Source organism: Kocuria rosea (assembly GCF_006094695.1).
Classification (GTDB): Bacteria; Actinomycetota; Actinomycetes; order Actinomycetales; family Micrococcaceae; genus Kocuria; species Kocuria rosea.
The window spans coordinates 3,405,396-3,418,779 of record NZ_CP035103.1 but is presented as its reverse complement, the minus strand read 5'-3'; the positions used below and the strand labels follow the sequence as shown (position 1 = coordinate 3,418,779).

The following is a 13,384-nucleotide window of genomic DNA, read 5'->3' as shown; positions in this document are numbered from 1 at the left end:
TCCAGGAGCCGGTGCAGACCAGCGCGCCGGCTCGCTCCACCGATCCACCCCTCGAGGAGAACCCATGACCCAGCAGATCCGGACCGGCCGGCAGGCCCCCGACCTCGCACTGACCGACCACGAAGGACAGCAGGTCCGGCTCTCCGAGCTGCGCGACCACAAGGTGATCGTCTACTTCTATCCCAAGGCCTTCACCCCCGGCTGCACCTCCGAGGCGTGCGACTTCCGGGACAGCCTCGCCTCGCTCCAGCACCTGGGCTACACCGTGCTCGGGGTCTCCGGGGACGACCCCGAGACCCTGTCCCGATTCGCCGAGGAGTACCACCTTCCCTACCGGCTGCTCTCCGACCCCGACGGTCAGGCCGCCCGGGCATGGGGTGCCTGGGGGGAGAAGACGGTCAACGGGGAGACCCGGACCGGCCCGCTCCGCTCGACCTTCATCATCGAGCAGGACGGCACCGTGAGCTCCGCGGAGTACAACGTCCAGGCCGAGGGCCACGTCAAGAGCCTGCGGGAGCGGCTGGGCGCCTGAGCCGCACCGGTCGTCGGACCCGGATGGGCTCAGGCCCGGAAGGTCAGCTCGGTGCAGAGGTCGTCGCCGAGCACGAAGCGGCGCACCGGGGCGCGCAGCGCCCCGGAGAGGTGGTCCGCGCCGGGGAACCGGATGCCCGGCACCCCGTCCCCGATGAGCATGGGCGCGGTGGTGAGGTAGAGACGGTGCAGCGTCCCGGCCGCGAGGAACCCCGAGACGGTGCGCCCGCCGCCCTCCACGAGCACCCGCCGCAGGCCCCGCCGGGCCAGCGCCTCGAGCACGGCCCGGGGTGCCAGCCCGTGCTCGCCCACGGGCACCCGCAGCACCGCGACGTGCGGCGCCGGCGCCGCGGGCACGTCCGCGTCCTCGCCCACGACCCACAGCGTGGGCGCGGCTCCGTCCGTGAGCACGGCCGAGGTCAGCGGGGCGCGCGCCGAGGGGTCCAGGACCACCCGGGTGGGATGGGGGCCGGGCACGGCGCGGACGGTCAGCCGGCAGTCGTCGGCGACCACGGTGCCGACGCCCACGACCACGGCCTCCACGAGTGCGCGCAACCGGTGCAGGTGCTCCCGGTCCTCCGGGCCGGTCACGAACTCGGCGTGCCCGGTGCGCGAGGCGATGAACCCGTCCAGGCTCTGTCCCAGCTGGGCGAGGACGAGGGGGCCCCGGTGCGCCACGAGCGGTCCGTAGCGTTCGACGAGCTCCGCCCCCGGCGGCGGCACGGGGCCGGTCCGGCCGGCGAGCAGCGCCTCCCAGGCGGCGGCGGGGGAGGCGTCCGGGGCGGCCGGGCCGGAGGCGTCGTCGTCCGCGGGCGGTGGGGCGGCCCCGGTGCCGCGGGGCGCGGAGCTGTCGGTCACGGCTTCGGTCACGGGGTCAGTCCCGGGCGAGGAACCGGTCCCGTGCCGTCTCCGCGGCGATGGCCCGCAGGCGGTCGTACTGGTCGGCGGCCCCGGCCTCGAGGGTCCTCAGCTCCTCGGTGTCGAGGCGCGGCTCGGCGGGGGCGAGCTCCAGGAGCGTGACCCACATGCTGCGCTTGGCGACCACCAGGGACTGCAGCATCTCGAGCTCACCGTGGGCGGCGATGCCGGTCCGCTCCCGGATCCGGCTCAGCGGATTGAGCCGGGAGGCAATGCCGGTGACGGTTCCCAGCCCCTTGGCCACCGTGCGCCGGCCGGAGCCCAGACGGTCGATCATCGCCTCGAGGCGGCCGATGTCGTCCTTGATCTCGTCGACGAACGCCGCGAACCGGCCCTCGTAGGGGGTGCCGGCCCACGTGGTGGCCGCCTCGTCGAAGAGCCGCACCCCGGAGAGGGCCCCCATGTAGTGCCCGAGCATGTAGGCCTCGAGCTTGTCGGACCGGACTCCGGCGCCCGCGGCGCCGTTCGGGCCGGTGGGCGGCTGCTCGCTCATCTGCTACTCCTCGCTCGTGGGAAGGGCGTCGCCGGGGCCCAGCACGGATCTCCCCGGGGCCACCAGCCTACTGACTCCGTCCCCCTCGCGGCAGGAGGGGTGCGGCAGGACGGGGTGCGGGGCCGCCGGGCCGGGCGGAAACCATAAGGGATGTGACTATCATGGGGCGCATGACTGAGAACGCGAGCGGATCCCCGGACCCCGACGAGCAGCAGACCATCGGCGCCTCCAGCCCCGAGCCGGGCAGCGGGCTCGACCGCGACCCGGACGAGTGGGCCACCGGCGAGGAGCCGATGACCAGCGCGCAGCGCAGCTACCTCGACACCCTGGCCCGCGAGGCCGGCGAGGAGCTGCCGGCGGACCTCACCAAGGCCGAGGCGTCCAAGCACATCGACCGCCTGCAGGGCGAGAGCGGCAGGGTGCAGGACCAGTAGGTCCTGCACCGGCGGAGGGGGAGCACCGTGAAGATCGTCGTCCTGGGAGCCACGGGCAACGTGGGCACCGCGGTGCTCCGCCGGCTGCACGCCGCGCCGGAGGTCACCCGCATCGTCGGGGTCTCCCGCGAGGGGCCCGAGCGGGGCGGGGAGCCCTACGACGGCGTGGAGTGGCACACCGTCGACGTCGCCGCGAAGGAGTCCACCGCGGCGCTGGCGGAGATCATGGCCGGCGCGGACGCCGTGATCCACCTCGTGTGGCTCATCCGCCCGAACCGGGACTTCGCGCTGATGCACGAGACGAACGTGGACGGCCTCGTCCACGTGCTCGACGCCGTGGTGCTCGCCGGCGTGCCCCAGATCGTCTACCCCTCCTCGCTCGGCGCCTACAGCCCCGGCCCCAAGGACCGGGCCGTGGACGAGTCCTGGCCGGTCGGCGGGGTCGAGACCTCGCACTACAACGTGCAGAAGGCCGAGACGGAGGCGCTGCTCAACCGGTTCGAGGAGGCCCACCCCGGGATCGTGGTGACCCGGCTGCGGCCCGGCTTCCTGTTCCAGGCGGACGCCGCCCCCGAGATCGGGGACTACTTCTTCGGCGCCCTCGTGCCCAGGAAGCTCATCGCCCGGCTGCGCCTGCCCGTGCTGCCGTTCCCCGAGAAGTTCCGCTTCCAGACGCTGCACACCGACGACGTCGCGGACGCGTTCTGGCGGGTCGTCCAGCACCGGGCCGGCGGGGCGTTCAACGTCGCCGCCGAGCCGGTGCTCGGCGCCGACGGCGTGGCGAAGGTGCTCGGCGCCCGGCGCGTGCTGCCCGTGCCGCCGGCCCTGGTGCGCGCGCTCGTGGCGATCACCTACCGGCTGCGGCTGCAGCCCACCGACCCCGGATGGATCGACCTGGCCGGCGCCGTGCCGATCATGGACACCACGCGGATCCGCGAGGTCACCGGCTGGTCGGAGAGCGTGAGCTCGCTCGAGGCGCTGCGGGAGCTCGTCGACCACCTGGACGGCCGGGAGGGCCTGGGCAACAAGGAGCACCGGCCCAAGTCGCCGCTGGTCTAGCCGGCCGGTCCTTCCCGCTGGAGGCGTCGTGGCGTACGGTGCCGCCATGACCGAGCAGCAGCCGTACTCGACGGTGCGGCACTACCCAACGTTCGACCTGCGGCACTACCCGGAGCACGTGCTCGCGGAGGTCGAGGTCCACGGGTCCTTCGAGCGGGCGGGCAACGCCGCCTTCAGCGCCTTGTTCCGCTACATCAGCGGCAACAACCAGGGGCGGCGGGAGATCCCGATGACCGCTCCGGTGCTCCAGGGCGGGGCCGGGCCCCAGAAGATCGCGATGACCGCTCCCGTGTGGCAGCGGTCCGCGTCCGGCGGGTCCGAGGACACGGCCGGCGCGCACGTGGTCGCCTTCGTGCTGCCCTCGTCCGTCACGGCGGCGACGGCACCGGTGCCGTCCGACCCCGCCGTGCGGATCAGGGTGGAACCCGCGGTCCTCGCCGCCGTGCTGCGCTACCGGGGCCGGTGGACGCGCAGCTCCTACGAGAAGCACCGGCTGCGGCTCGAGCGGGCGGTCCGGGAGGCGGGGCTCGTGCCCGTCGCGGCGGCCCGCTTCGCGCGGTTCGACCCACCGTTCACCCCGGCCTTCCTGCGCCGCAACGAGGTGGTCCTGCCCGTCAGCGACCCCGCCGCCGGAGCACGGCCAGCACCGCGCTGATCAGCACCATGGCGCAGGCCGCGCCGACCGCGGCGGCGAACGCGCCCCGGTGCCCGGCGGTCTCGGCCAGGAGCCCGGCCGACGCCGCGCCCACGGCGGAGCCGAGGACCACGCCGCTCGCGAGCATCGTCATGACCGTGCCCAGCCGCTCCGGCCGGGCGACGTCCCCGCCGATGGTGTAGATCGTGACCATGGCGGGCCCCAGCGGCAGACCGGCGAGCAGCAGCACCACGAGCATCGACCCGATCCCGCTCGGCAGCAGGAACAGCAGGCTCAGGGCGGCCATGGCGCCGGAGCTGACCAGCCAGCGGGAGGCGGGCCGGAAGCGCTGCGGCCACCACGCCACCGACAGGGCCGCGGCCGCCGAGCTGATGCCGAGCACGGCGTAGAGCAGACCGGTCGCGCTCTGGATCCCGAACTCGCCGCCGAAGGCGTTGAGACCGTTCTGCACGGCGCCGAAGAACGCGCCCATGGCCACCATCCCCAGGACGGGGAGCAGCACGAGGACCCGCTCCCGGACGGGAACGGGACGGGCCGCCGCCCGGCGCCGGTCCTCCCGGGAGACGGCCGGGACCGCCAGGCGCGTGGGGTGCACGGCGAAGGTCGTGACCATGGTGAGGGTCAGGGCGGCCGCGAGGACGAAGGGGGACCAGGGGGCGACCAGGGAGGCCAGGACACCGACCAGGGCCGGGCCGAGCACGAAGGTCAGCTCGTCGGCGGTGGACTCGTAGGACAGGGCGGTGTCCAGCTCGCGCCGGTTCCCGCCGACCAGGCCGCGCCACCGCACCCGGGCCAGCGGGCCGACCTGGGGGCAGGTGGCGCCCACGAGCAGGGACGCGCCGACGAGCAGCGGCACGGCCGGCGCGTCCGGGCCCGCGGGGGCGTAGGCGGTGACCAGCAGCAGCGCGATGGCCACGGCGTGGGCGAGGGCGGAGACCAGCAGCACGGCCTGCTGGCCCAGGCGGTCGGCGAGGTGGCCCATCAGGGGCCCGCCCAGCGCCGAGCCGACCCCGACGGCGCCGGCGGCCAGCCCTCCGACGACGTAGGAGCCGCTGACGGCGGTGGCGAGGGTGAGCGCCCCGACGGTGAGCATGGCCAGGGGCAGGCGGGCCGCGAAGGCGATCGGCAGGAAGTCGCGCCCGGCGAGCTGCACGAGCCGGGCGTACCGGCCGCCGGACGAGGGCGTCGTCCGGCGGCCGGTGTCGTGCGGGGCGGCCGCGGGGTGCTCCGCGGCGGGGGCCGGGGCGGCGGGCACGCGGGCCGCGCGCTCGGCCGTGGAAGGGGTGGTCAGGGGGTTCACAGGGGTCCTCGGAGGATGTGCGCACCGTCCCCCCTCCCGGTGCGCCCGACCCGGACAACAGGGTCCAGTCTACCGCCCGGACGCCCCGCTGCCAGGGGCGGCGGACCGGCCGCCGTAGGTGATCTCCGCCGCGCCCACGGCCGAGGCCACGTACAGGCAGGGGCGGTCGTCGGGGACGGCGGCGCAGACCGTGGCCGCCGTGAGGTCCTCGGGGTCGCGGTCGTCCGCGCCGGCCACCGCGGGGGTCCACCAGTCGGCGTCCGGGACCGCGGCCTCGACGGCCCCCGCCCGGGTGGTGACGGCCACGCGCCGCGGGGCCTCGCCCACGAGCCGGACCTCGGTGGCCCCGACCTCGGTGTGCACGTCCAGGTCCTCGCGCACCCGGATCCCGTCGAGGTCCACCGCGCCGACCTCCGAGGACGCCCACAGGGTGCGGGCGCTGCCGCTCGCCTCGATCACGCCGGCCTCCGTGTCGAGCCGGACGTCGCCGAAGTCGCCCTCGACGCTCAGGGCGCCGGCGTCCCCGGAGAGCCGCAGGTCCACGGGCTCGTTCCCGGCCGGGACGGTGATCCGCACGTGCATCCCGCTGCCGGCGCCCGGCCAGGAGCGGGACGGGAGGGCGTCGATGCTCAGCCGGCCGTCCTCGACCCGGGGCTCGGGGGCGCTCTCGAGCCTGAACCCGGCGTACACGGACTCCACCCGCAGATCGGGGATGTCGGCCGTCACGACCTCGACGACCGCCGACCGGCTGTCGACCACGACCGTGTCCACGGACTCGGTCACGGTGGTGTCCACCCGGTGCTCCTGGACGGACAGGGACGCGGCGGCCGTGGCGCCGCCGGCGCCCAGCAAGAGGAGGGCGCCGATGCCGCCGAGCACGGCGGTGGGGACGAGCCAGGCCGTGCGCTCGTTGTCGCTGACGACGTCGTGGGAGGAGTCGTGGGCGGCGGGGTGCTCGGGGTGGGTGCTCATGGCCGGTGCTCCTGGTGGGACGGGTTTGCGGACGGGGTGTGGCCGGGCCCGGGGTCCGGGTAGCCGAGGTAGCGCAGGACCGCACGGACGCGGCGGTTGCCGCCGTCCTCGTGGGCGAGGCCCAGCTTGGTGAACACGGAGCGGATGTGCTTCTCCACCGAGGACTCGGTGAGGAAGAGATTCGCGGCGACCGAGGCGTTGGAGAGCCCCTGGGCCATGAGCCCGAGCACCTCGTGCTCCCGCGGGGAGAGGAGCTCCAGGTCCTGGCGGTGCCGCGAGCGCACGAGCAGCTGGGAGACGACCTCCGGGTCCAGGACGGTGCCGCCCGCGCCCACGGTCTCCACGGACTCGAGGAACTGGTCGACGTCCGCGACCCGGTCCTTGAGCAGGTACCCCAGCCCGTCCCGGCGGGACGCGATGAGCTCCGAGGCGTAGCGCTCCTCGACGTACTGCGAGAGCACGAGCACCGCGATCCGCGGGTGCTGGGAGCGGACGAGGACGGCGGCGCGGATGCCCTCGTCCGTGAACGTCGGCGGCAGCCGCACGTCCACGAGGGCGAAGTCCGGCTCGTGCTCCTCGACGGCCCGGAGCAGGTCCTCCGCGGTGTCGACGTCGGCGACCACCTCGTGGCCGGCCTCGGTGAGCAGGCGGACGAGGCCCGCGCGCAGGAGGACGGCGTCCTCGGCGATGACGATGCGCATCAGGATCCCGCCCCCCGGTCGACCGGCAGCTCGACGGTCAGCTCGGTCGGCCCGCCCGCGGGGGAGTCGAGGAAGAAGTGCCCGCCCGCGGAGCGGATCCGGTCGGCGATCCCGGACAGGCCGCCGCCGGGGACCACCACGGCGCCGCCGCGGCCGTCGTCGGCGATCCGGGCGACCACGCGGGTGCCTCCCGCGGGATCGGTCTCGAGGCCCACCCGCACCGACGCGGCGCCGGCCTGGGCGTGCTTGACGATGTTGGCGATGCCCTCGGAGACCGCGAAGTACACGGCGGCCTCGGTCTCCGGCGCCAGCCGCGGCACCCGCACGTCCACGGCGACCGGGACGGGGGACTGGGCGGCCACGGCGGAGAGGGCGGCATCGAGGCCCCGGTCCTCCAGGACCGCCGGGTGGAAGCCCCGGGCCAGGCGGCGCAGCTCGGCGATCGCGGCCTTGGTAGTGGCATGCGCCTCCCCGATGAGGTCCTTGGCCCCGGCGGGGTCGTGGTCGATCCGGCGCTGGGCCATCGACAGGTTCATGGCCACGGACACGAGCTGGGGCTGCACGCCGTCGTGCAGGTCGCGTTCGATCCGGGAGCGCTCGGTGCGGGCGCCGCGGACGGCGGTCTCGCGGGCGGCCGCGGCCTCGGCGGCCCGGCGGCGCAGCTCTGCCGCCTCGTCCACCCGGAGCAGCAGCCGGGACAGGCCCCGGTGCGCGGCCACGGCGAGGACCACGACGAGCAGCCCGAGGAGGGTCAGGGTGATCCCGGTCAGGACCACGGCCCAGTCCGGCCAGGTCCCGACCACCTCGGAGGGCCAGAGCGGGTTGTTCGGCGCCGCGTAGAGCGGCGCGAAGGCCAGTGCGACGGCGGCGCCGGTGCCGGCCAGGGCCGCCACGGCGACCCAGCCCAGGACCGTGGTGAGGAGCAGGTGCAGCAGTCCCGTCCAGAACGCGGCGTCGGAGACGTCCAGCCACCACTGGTGGACGATCCGCCAGCCGTCGGTGCGGGGCGAGCGGCGCCGGCGCGGGGCGGGCAGGTGCAGCCCGAACGCCGCCTGCGTGCGGCGGCGCTCGACCCACTCGATCCCGCGGACCGCGTAGATCGCGGCCACGAGCAGGACCACGCCCACCAGGGCGGCGAGCGAGGCGAAGCCGGCGGAGACCAGGGAGACGAGGGCCGTCAGCCACAGCGTGCCGAGCGCGGCGTCCACCACGAGGTCGGTGGTGCCGAAGAACAGGGTCCTGGGGGACCACGGTCCCCACTCCCGGGACCGGGCCCCGGCGGCGGGGCCCGCGGGCCGGGAACCGCCTGCGGGGCGGGGGGCGTCGTCCGGGGTCCCACGACCGCTGCCGGGATCGGTGCCGGGGCTGCCCCACGGTACGGGTGGAAGGGGCCGGGTCTCGTGCGGTGTGCTCATGCCTTCACGCTACGGTCGCGGGGGTCGTCGCCGCAGCGACGTTCTCCACCTGGTACGCCTGCGGTTTTCCGCACCCCGGCCCGGCGCTCCGGGCGCCGGCGCGGCTCAGCCGGCGTCCAGCAGGCCGACTCCCATGGCCGCGAGGGTGCCGAAGGCGACGCCCCACAGGACGATGGAGACGATCTGCCACCGGATGACGGCGTTGCGGTCCGCGCCGAAGGAGACCATGGCGGTGGCCGTGATCTGGCTGGGCAGGATCGTTTGGCCGAGCAGGCTCACGCCGGCCACACCGTACTTGTCGAAGGCCCGGCGCAGTCTCTGCTGCCGGGGCGAGGGCTCCCGGGGGTCGCCGGCGAACCTGCGGCGGAGGCCGTGCGCGCCCAGGACCAGCGCCAGCATGGAGGCGACGTTGCCGACGACGGCGGCCCCGACGGCGATCGCCGGGTCGAGGCCGGCCAGGACGCCGACGACGGACCCGAAGTAGGACTCGACGAACGGGATCGCTCCTGCCACCACCACCCCCAGCCACTGGAGCAGCGGCGGCAGGGAGGAGGTGAATTCCTGCAGGGCGTCGATCATCGGGGTCCTTCCGGGGGAGGTCGGCGCGGCCGGCCCGCGTCCGTCGCCGGGGCCGCTCCCAGCACGCTATCGGCGCGGCCCGCCCCGGGGCCTCCCCCGGCAGACGGAGCCTCGGCCGCTCCGGGCGAGGGAACCGTCAGCGGCCGCCGGCCGGCTCCGCCCCGGGGCGGAGGTGGCGGACCAGGAACCGGGCCTGGTCCTCGAGCACGCGCGAGCGCACGGGGTCCTCGTAGACCGCGAAGTGCCCCACCGGGTACGTCACGACCTCGCCCCGCGGCGCCGCCCGGGCGATCCGCGCGGCCCGCCGCGGATCCGTCTCGGTGTCCTGCTCCGCGACGCACACGAGCAGCGGCGCCCGCACCCGTTCGGCGGTGCCCGGCAGGTACACGGGAGGGTGTAGGAGCAGCCGGGGCGCGAACTCGTTGCGCCAGGACGGACCCGTCCTCACGGCGTGCTCCAGGTACCGGTCGCTGTCCGGGTCGATGATCGCGCCCACGTCCCCGGGGAGCGCGAACACCGGGATGCAGCGCGGGGGGAGCCCGCGCCGTCCCCGCAGCTCGTCGCGGACCGCGGCGGCCAGCAACCGGACGGTGGTCCGCAGGAGCAGCCCGAGCGGGATGTGCTCCTGCTGCTTCTTGACCCGGATCTCGCCGGCCGTGCCCTCGGAGCCCTTGCCGAACTCCGGCACCTGGGCGACCACGGCCCGGGTCCGCCGGTCCTCGGAGGCCAGCCGCAGGACGTGCCCGCCGGACAGCGAGCTGCCCCACAGCGCGGTGCGGGCCGGGTCGAGGCCGGGCAGGGAGCGGGCCAGGCGCACGGCTGCCCGCCAGTCCTCGAGCTGTTCCGCGGCGTCCACGATCTGCCGGGGTGCGCCGCCGCTGCGGCCGAACCGCCGGTAGTCGAAGGTCAGCACGGCCAGGCCGTGCTCCGCGAGGCCGGCGGCGTGCTCGGCCAGCTGGTCCTGGGTGCCGGTGAAGCCGTGGCCCATGACCACGCAGGGCACCGCGGCGCCGGCCGGCGCCGGGCGGTACAGCGCGGCGGCGCACGGGACGCCGCCCGAGTCGAACGTGAGAGCCTCTGGCATCGTGTCCTCCACCGGCCGCGGCGGACCCTGGTGCCCGCCCGTGGGGTCCATCGTGCGCGCGTTCCGGCGCCGGTGCCAGGGCCCCGGGCGGTCAGGCCGAGGTCACCAGTTCGGACCGGCGCAGCCGGTGGCCCCGGATCGAGACCAGCCGCCGGAGTCCCGTGCGGTCCTCGAGGACCCAGGCGATCCCCAGCTGCGGGACCACCTCGCTGACCGTGCCGGTGAAGCGGGGCTGCCGGTGCTCCCAGGCCTCGATCCGATCACCCGGCCGCACCCGGGCCAGGCCCAGGATCCATCTGCTGCTCGCGGTCATGGGGAGCCCCTTCCGTCTCGTGCGCCCGGTTCCCCCATCCTCGTCCCGGCATGTGGCCGCGGCGTTTCCGGCGGGTTGACGTCCCATGTCCTCTCCTCGGTCCCGGGGGCCGCCCCGGGCCCGGAGGGAGGGCCGGCGGGGTTCAGTACTTCCGCAGCGCCACGCGCGGCTGTCCCGTCCACCGCGCGCGCAGCAGCGCCGAGACGTCCAGGAGCAGGTCCGTGAGCTCCGCGGAGCCGGGGCCCAGGGCGCGGACCACGAGGCCGGGCACCGGCAGCTCGGAGACCCCGCACCGCAGCCCCGGCACCCGGGCCTCGGCCGCGGCGAGCAGGCCGTGGACCTCCTCCACCAGCTCCCGGTCCGCCCGGGGGTCCACGACCAGCAGGGAGCCGAGGTGCGTGCGTCCCTCCAGGAAGCCGAGCCCGGCCACGGCATCCTCGCCCGGGCGCAGGCGGAGGTTGTCGAGGACCACCGTGCGCCCGCCCATCAGCACCTCGGTGCGCAGCACCACGCCGCGGTAGCGGAAGACGGTGCCGTCCGGCGCCCACCCGGGGGTGACCACCTCGCCCGCCACGAGGCAGGCCGAGGGGTCCATCGTCACGGTCGTGGACTGCACGTAGTCGGCGTCCTCGTAGGCGATGAGCTGGTCCGGCAGGTACTCGAGGACCGCGCCGGGACCGAGCGCGAGACGTACGTCCTGGCGGGCGGGAGCGGCCGGGGTGCGGTAGACCTTGGTCGCGGACTGGGTGGTGACCAGAGCGGTGCCGGCGGCCCCGACCGTGACGTCCAGCTCGTAGCGGTCCCCGCCGAGGTACCCGCCGCCGGGATTGACGACGACGAAGCACGGCTGCCCCGACCCGTCCAGGTGGTGCGGGCGCAGCACGCGCAGGGCGCCGGCGTGGAACTGGTGGGCCGCCACGGTCCGGTCCCCGCGGGGCACCAGCACCAGCTCGAGCCGGCCCGTCGGCGCGGAGGCCGGCGCGGCACACCGGCCGGGTGCCGCGGCGGCGGGCGCGGCGGCGGTCACGGGACCATGTCCAGCATCAGCACGTCGTGCCGGATCCACGCGAGGATCCGCTCGAGGCCCTCGTCGGTCCGGAGGTTGGTGAAGCAGAACGGGCGGTCCTTGCGGAACACGGCGGAGTCCGCGGCCATGACGTCGAGGTCGGCGCCGACGTGCGGGGCGAGGTCGGTCTTGTTGATGACGAACAGGTCGGACTTGATCATGCCCTGCCCGGCCTTGCGGGGGATCTTCTCGCCCTGGGCCACGTCGATGATGTAGATGGAGAAGTCGACCAGCTCCGGGCTGAACGTGGCGGAGAGGTTGTCCCCGCCGGACTCGACGAACACGATCTGCAGGTCCGGGTGCTGGGCGCACAGCTTCTCGATCGCGGCCTCGTTCATCGAGGTGTCCTCGCGGATCGCGGTGTGCGGGCAGCCGCCGGTCTCGATGCCCACGATCCGGTCCAGCGGCAGCACGCCGTTGCGGGCCAGGATCCTGGCGTCCTCGATCGTGTAGATGTCGTTGGTGATCGCGGCCATCGAGACCTCGTGGATCAGCGCGCGGGTGACCCGCTCCACGAGCTGGGTCTTGCCGGCGCCCACGGGCCCGCCCACGCCGATGCGCACGGGGCCGCGGCCGGTCGGCGCGGAGGGGGCGGGGGAGACGGTGGTCATGGTGAGCTCCTGGGTCGGTGCGGTCGGTGCGGTCGGTGCGGTGGTGGGTCAGGACATGAACATGCGGGCCCGCTGCCAGGCGTGGCGCATCTGGGCGATCTCCAGGCCGGGACTGGTCGCCCCGGCCTCGTGGTCGGCCATGGACCCGATCCGCTCGACGCCGCGGGCGACGTCCTCGTGCAGGGCGCGCAGCACGCGCTGGCCCGCGTTCTGGCCGATGGGGATGCCGCGCACGGCGTTCTGGGTCAGGGAGGTCACGGTCGAGAAGAGGTACGCGCCGGCCAGCTGCTCCCAGGTCACGCCCATGCCGGCGCCCACGAGCGCGAAGGCCACCGCGGGACTGCCGCGGCTCGTCCCGGCGCGCTGGCGCTGCGCGTAGGCCAGCAGCCGGGGGGAGGGGAAGTTCTCGGCGCCGATGTCGGTCATCCGCCGGCCCATCGCGGTCGCGGCGTCCCGCACCTGGACGGGCAGGGCCTGGGCGGCCAGCAGGTCGTCGGCGCGCCACACGGCGTCGTCGTCGGCCGCCGTGGCGACCGCGCGCACCGCCCAGCCCTCCGCCGGCACCACCTGGTGGTGCAGGCAGTGCCGGACCCAGGCCAGGAAGCTCGGCTCGTCGTGGACCGTGCCGTCGTCCACGTAGGTCTCGAGCCCCAGGGAGTGGGCGAACGCGCCGGTGGGCAGGGCGGAGTCGGCCAGCTGCAGCACGGCGAGCGTCCCGGCGAGCGATCCGGCGGCGCCCGCGGGGGAGTGCTCAGTGGGTGTGCTCGGCATGGCGGAAGGGGACCTCCATCTGCCGCTCGACGCGAGCGAAGCGCACCCCGGCGCCCTGCAGGAAGGCCTCGGCCGTGTGGTCGTACTGGAGCACCATGACCCCGTCGTGGCCGGGCAGCTCGGGGACCCCGGCCGCGGGGCCGAGGAACTGGGCGGGCAGGTGCCGGTTGCCCAGGGAGTGGGCCACGAAGCCCATCTGCTCGATCGTGGCGGGCGCGACCACCAGGACGTCGGTGGGCAGGGTCGAGACGACGACGGCGCTGTGGCCGTCCCGGTGCAGGATGTCGCCGTCCCTGAGCTCCCGCCGCGAGCTCAGCCGGATCCCCACCTCGGTGCCGTGGTCGGTCACGACCCGCTGGACGCGCTTGCGCAGCTCGGGCCCGGAGAGCGCGACCCGCTCCAGGTGCAGGCCGGCGCGCTCCGGCTCGGTGAGCTCGGCCAGGTTGCCGAGGACGGCTTCGACGATCACGGGTGCGGGTCCT

General features: G+C 75.3%; 17 protein-coding genes. 4 read left to right on the top strand and 13 right to left on the bottom strand.

From position 1 onward, the window contains the following. Positions 1–64 precede the first annotated feature (64 nt). Positions 65–532, top strand: coding sequence for a thioredoxin-dependent thiol peroxidase (bcp, locus tag EQG70_RS15625; protein WP_109268303.1), 468 nt, complete (start codon positions 65–67; stop codon positions 530–532). A 29-nt stretch (positions 533–561) separates the two neighbouring features. Here the strand turns inward: bcp and EQG70_RS15620 are convergent, their stop codons facing one another. Together EQG70_RS15620 and EQG70_RS15615 are read right to left on the bottom strand one after the other, a co-directional pair. Beyond that, positions 562–1,401 (bottom strand): RibD family protein, encoded by an 840-nt coding sequence (locus EQG70_RS15620; protein WP_109268302.1) that lies wholly within the window; start codon positions 1,399–1,401, stop codon positions 562–564. 4 nt (positions 1,402–1,405) lie between these two features. After that, positions 1,406–1,942 (bottom strand): hypothetical protein, encoded by a 537-nt coding sequence (locus tag EQG70_RS15615; protein ID WP_035923297.1) that lies wholly within the window; start codon positions 1,940–1,942, stop codon positions 1,406–1,408. Positions 1,943–2,112: 170 nt separating this feature from the next. Here EQG70_RS15615 and EQG70_RS15610 point away from each other — a divergent pair, with 170 nt between their 5' ends. The 3 genes from EQG70_RS15610 to EQG70_RS15600 are packed head-to-tail and all read left to right on the top strand — an operon-like array spanning position 2,113 to position 4,090. After that, positions 2,113–2,376, top strand: a complete 264-nt coding sequence (locus EQG70_RS15610; RefSeq protein ID WP_017834783.1) for a DUF3072 domain-containing protein — start codon at positions 2,113–2,115, stop codon at positions 2,374–2,376. Between the two features lie 27 nt (positions 2,377–2,403). Further along, positions 2,404–3,435 (top strand): NAD-dependent epimerase/dehydratase family protein, encoded by a 1,032-nt coding sequence (locus EQG70_RS15605; RefSeq protein WP_109268301.1) that lies wholly within the window; start codon positions 2,404–2,406, stop codon positions 3,433–3,435. Between the two features lie 46 nt (positions 3,436–3,481). Beyond that, the gene (locus EQG70_RS15600; protein WP_109268456.1) at positions 3,482–4,090 is read left to right on the top strand and encodes an SOUL family heme-binding protein; all 609 of its coding nucleotides are present in this window, start codon (positions 3,482–3,484) and stop codon (positions 4,088–4,090) included. Here the strand turns inward: EQG70_RS15600 and EQG70_RS15595 are convergent. The 11 genes from EQG70_RS15595 to EQG70_RS15545 form a co-directional block, all read right to left on the bottom strand. After that, on the bottom strand, positions 4,050–5,390 hold the full coding sequence (locus EQG70_RS15595; RefSeq protein ID WP_109268300.1) for an MFS transporter: 1,341 nt from the start codon (positions 5,388–5,390) through the stop codon (positions 4,050–4,052). The two genes, EQG70_RS15600 and EQG70_RS15595, sit on opposite strands and share 41 nt — an antisense overlap. Positions 5,391–5,459: 69 nt before the next feature. Next, entirely contained in the window at positions 5,460–6,362 is a 903-nt protein-coding gene (locus tag EQG70_RS15590; RefSeq protein WP_109268299.1) for a hypothetical protein, read from the bottom strand. Continuing rightward, positions 6,359–7,063, bottom strand: a complete 705-nt coding sequence (locus tag EQG70_RS15585; protein WP_017834787.1) for a response regulator transcription factor — start codon at positions 7,061–7,063, stop codon at positions 6,359–6,361. Before EQG70_RS15585 ends, EQG70_RS15590 begins: the two co-directional genes overlap by 4 nt. Next, complete coding sequence (locus tag EQG70_RS15580) at positions 7,063–8,478, bottom strand: sensor histidine kinase (protein WP_081994023.1); 1,416 nt, start codon at positions 8,476–8,478, stop codon at positions 7,063–7,065. The genes EQG70_RS15585 and EQG70_RS15580 overlap by 1 nt, the downstream gene beginning before the upstream one ends. Positions 8,479–8,583: 105 nt before the next feature. Continuing rightward, on the bottom strand, positions 8,584–9,057 hold the full coding sequence (locus EQG70_RS15575; protein ID WP_017834789.1) for a hypothetical protein: 474 nt from the start codon (positions 9,055–9,057) through the stop codon (positions 8,584–8,586). Positions 9,058–9,193: 136 nt separating this feature from the next. Further along, positions 9,194–10,141, bottom strand: a complete 948-nt coding sequence (locus EQG70_RS15570; protein ID WP_167508922.1) for an alpha/beta hydrolase — start codon at positions 10,139–10,141, stop codon at positions 9,194–9,196. 91 nt (positions 10,142–10,232) lie between these two features. Next, on the bottom strand, positions 10,233–10,454 hold the full coding sequence (locus tag EQG70_RS15565; protein ID WP_109221332.1) for a hypothetical protein: 222 nt from the start codon (positions 10,452–10,454) through the stop codon (positions 10,233–10,235). A gap of 142 nt (positions 10,455–10,596) precedes the next feature. Next, entirely contained in the window at positions 10,597–11,481 is an 885-nt protein-coding gene (locus EQG70_RS15560; RefSeq protein ID WP_017834792.1) for an urease accessory protein UreD, read from the bottom strand. Further along, positions 11,478–12,131: an urease accessory protein UreG gene (gene ureG, locus EQG70_RS15555; RefSeq protein WP_109221331.1), complete on the bottom strand. Its 654-nt coding sequence runs from the start codon at positions 12,129–12,131 to the stop codon at positions 11,478–11,480. The genes EQG70_RS15560 and ureG overlap by 4 nt, the downstream gene beginning before the upstream one ends. Before the next feature lie 48 nt (positions 12,132–12,179). Continuing rightward, complete coding sequence (locus tag EQG70_RS15550; protein WP_109243091.1) at positions 12,180–12,902, bottom strand: urease accessory protein UreF; 723 nt, start codon at positions 12,900–12,902, stop codon at positions 12,180–12,182. Beyond that, positions 12,883–13,371, bottom strand: coding sequence for an urease accessory protein UreE (locus EQG70_RS15545; protein WP_017834795.1), 489 nt, complete (start codon positions 13,369–13,371; stop codon positions 12,883–12,885). The genes EQG70_RS15550 and EQG70_RS15545 overlap by 20 nt, the downstream gene beginning before the upstream one ends. Positions 13,372–13,384: the final 13 nt, after the last annotated feature.

Bases quoted from the DNA above. Each gene is read 5' to 3' on its own strand.
- bcp (WP_109268303.1), top strand. From the start codon at position 65: ATGACCCAGCAGATCCGGACCGGCCGGCAGGCCCCCGACCTCGCACTG.
- EQG70_RS15615 (WP_035923297.1), bottom strand. From the start codon at position 1,942: ATGAGCGAGCAGCCGCCCACCGGCCCGAACGGCGCCGCGGGCGCCGGA.
- EQG70_RS15610 (WP_017834783.1), top strand. From the start codon at position 2,113: ATGACTGAGAACGCGAGCGGATCCCCGGACCCCGACGAGCAGCAGACC.
- EQG70_RS15600 (WP_109268456.1), top strand. From the start codon at position 3,482: ATGACCGAGCAGCAGCCGTACTCGACGGTGCGGCACTACCCAACGTTC.
- EQG70_RS15590 (WP_109268299.1), bottom strand. From the start codon at position 6,362: ATGAGCACCCACCCCGAGCACCCCGCCGCCCACGACTCCTCCCACGAC.
- EQG70_RS15585 (WP_017834787.1), bottom strand. From the start codon at position 7,063: ATGCGCATCGTCATCGCCGAGGACGCCGTCCTCCTGCGCGCGGGCCTC.
- EQG70_RS15580 (WP_081994023.1), bottom strand. From the start codon at position 8,478: ATGAGCACACCGCACGAGACCCGGCCCCTTCCACCCGTACCGTGGGGC.
- EQG70_RS15575 (WP_017834789.1), bottom strand. From the start codon at position 9,057: ATGATCGACGCCCTGCAGGAATTCACCTCCTCCCTGCCGCCGCTGCTC.
- EQG70_RS15570 (WP_167508922.1), bottom strand. From the start codon at position 10,141: ATGCCAGAGGCTCTCACGTTCGACTCGGGCGGCGTCCCGTGCGCCGCC.
- EQG70_RS15565 (WP_109221332.1), bottom strand. From the start codon at position 10,454: ATGACCGCGAGCAGCAGATGGATCCTGGGCCTGGCCCGGGTGCGGCCG.
- ureG (WP_109221331.1), bottom strand. From the start codon at position 12,131: ATGACCACCGTCTCCCCCGCCCCCTCCGCGCCGACCGGCCGCGGCCCC.
- EQG70_RS15550 (WP_109243091.1), bottom strand. From the start codon at position 12,902: ATGCCGAGCACACCCACTGAGCACTCCCCCGCGGGCGCCGCCGGATCG.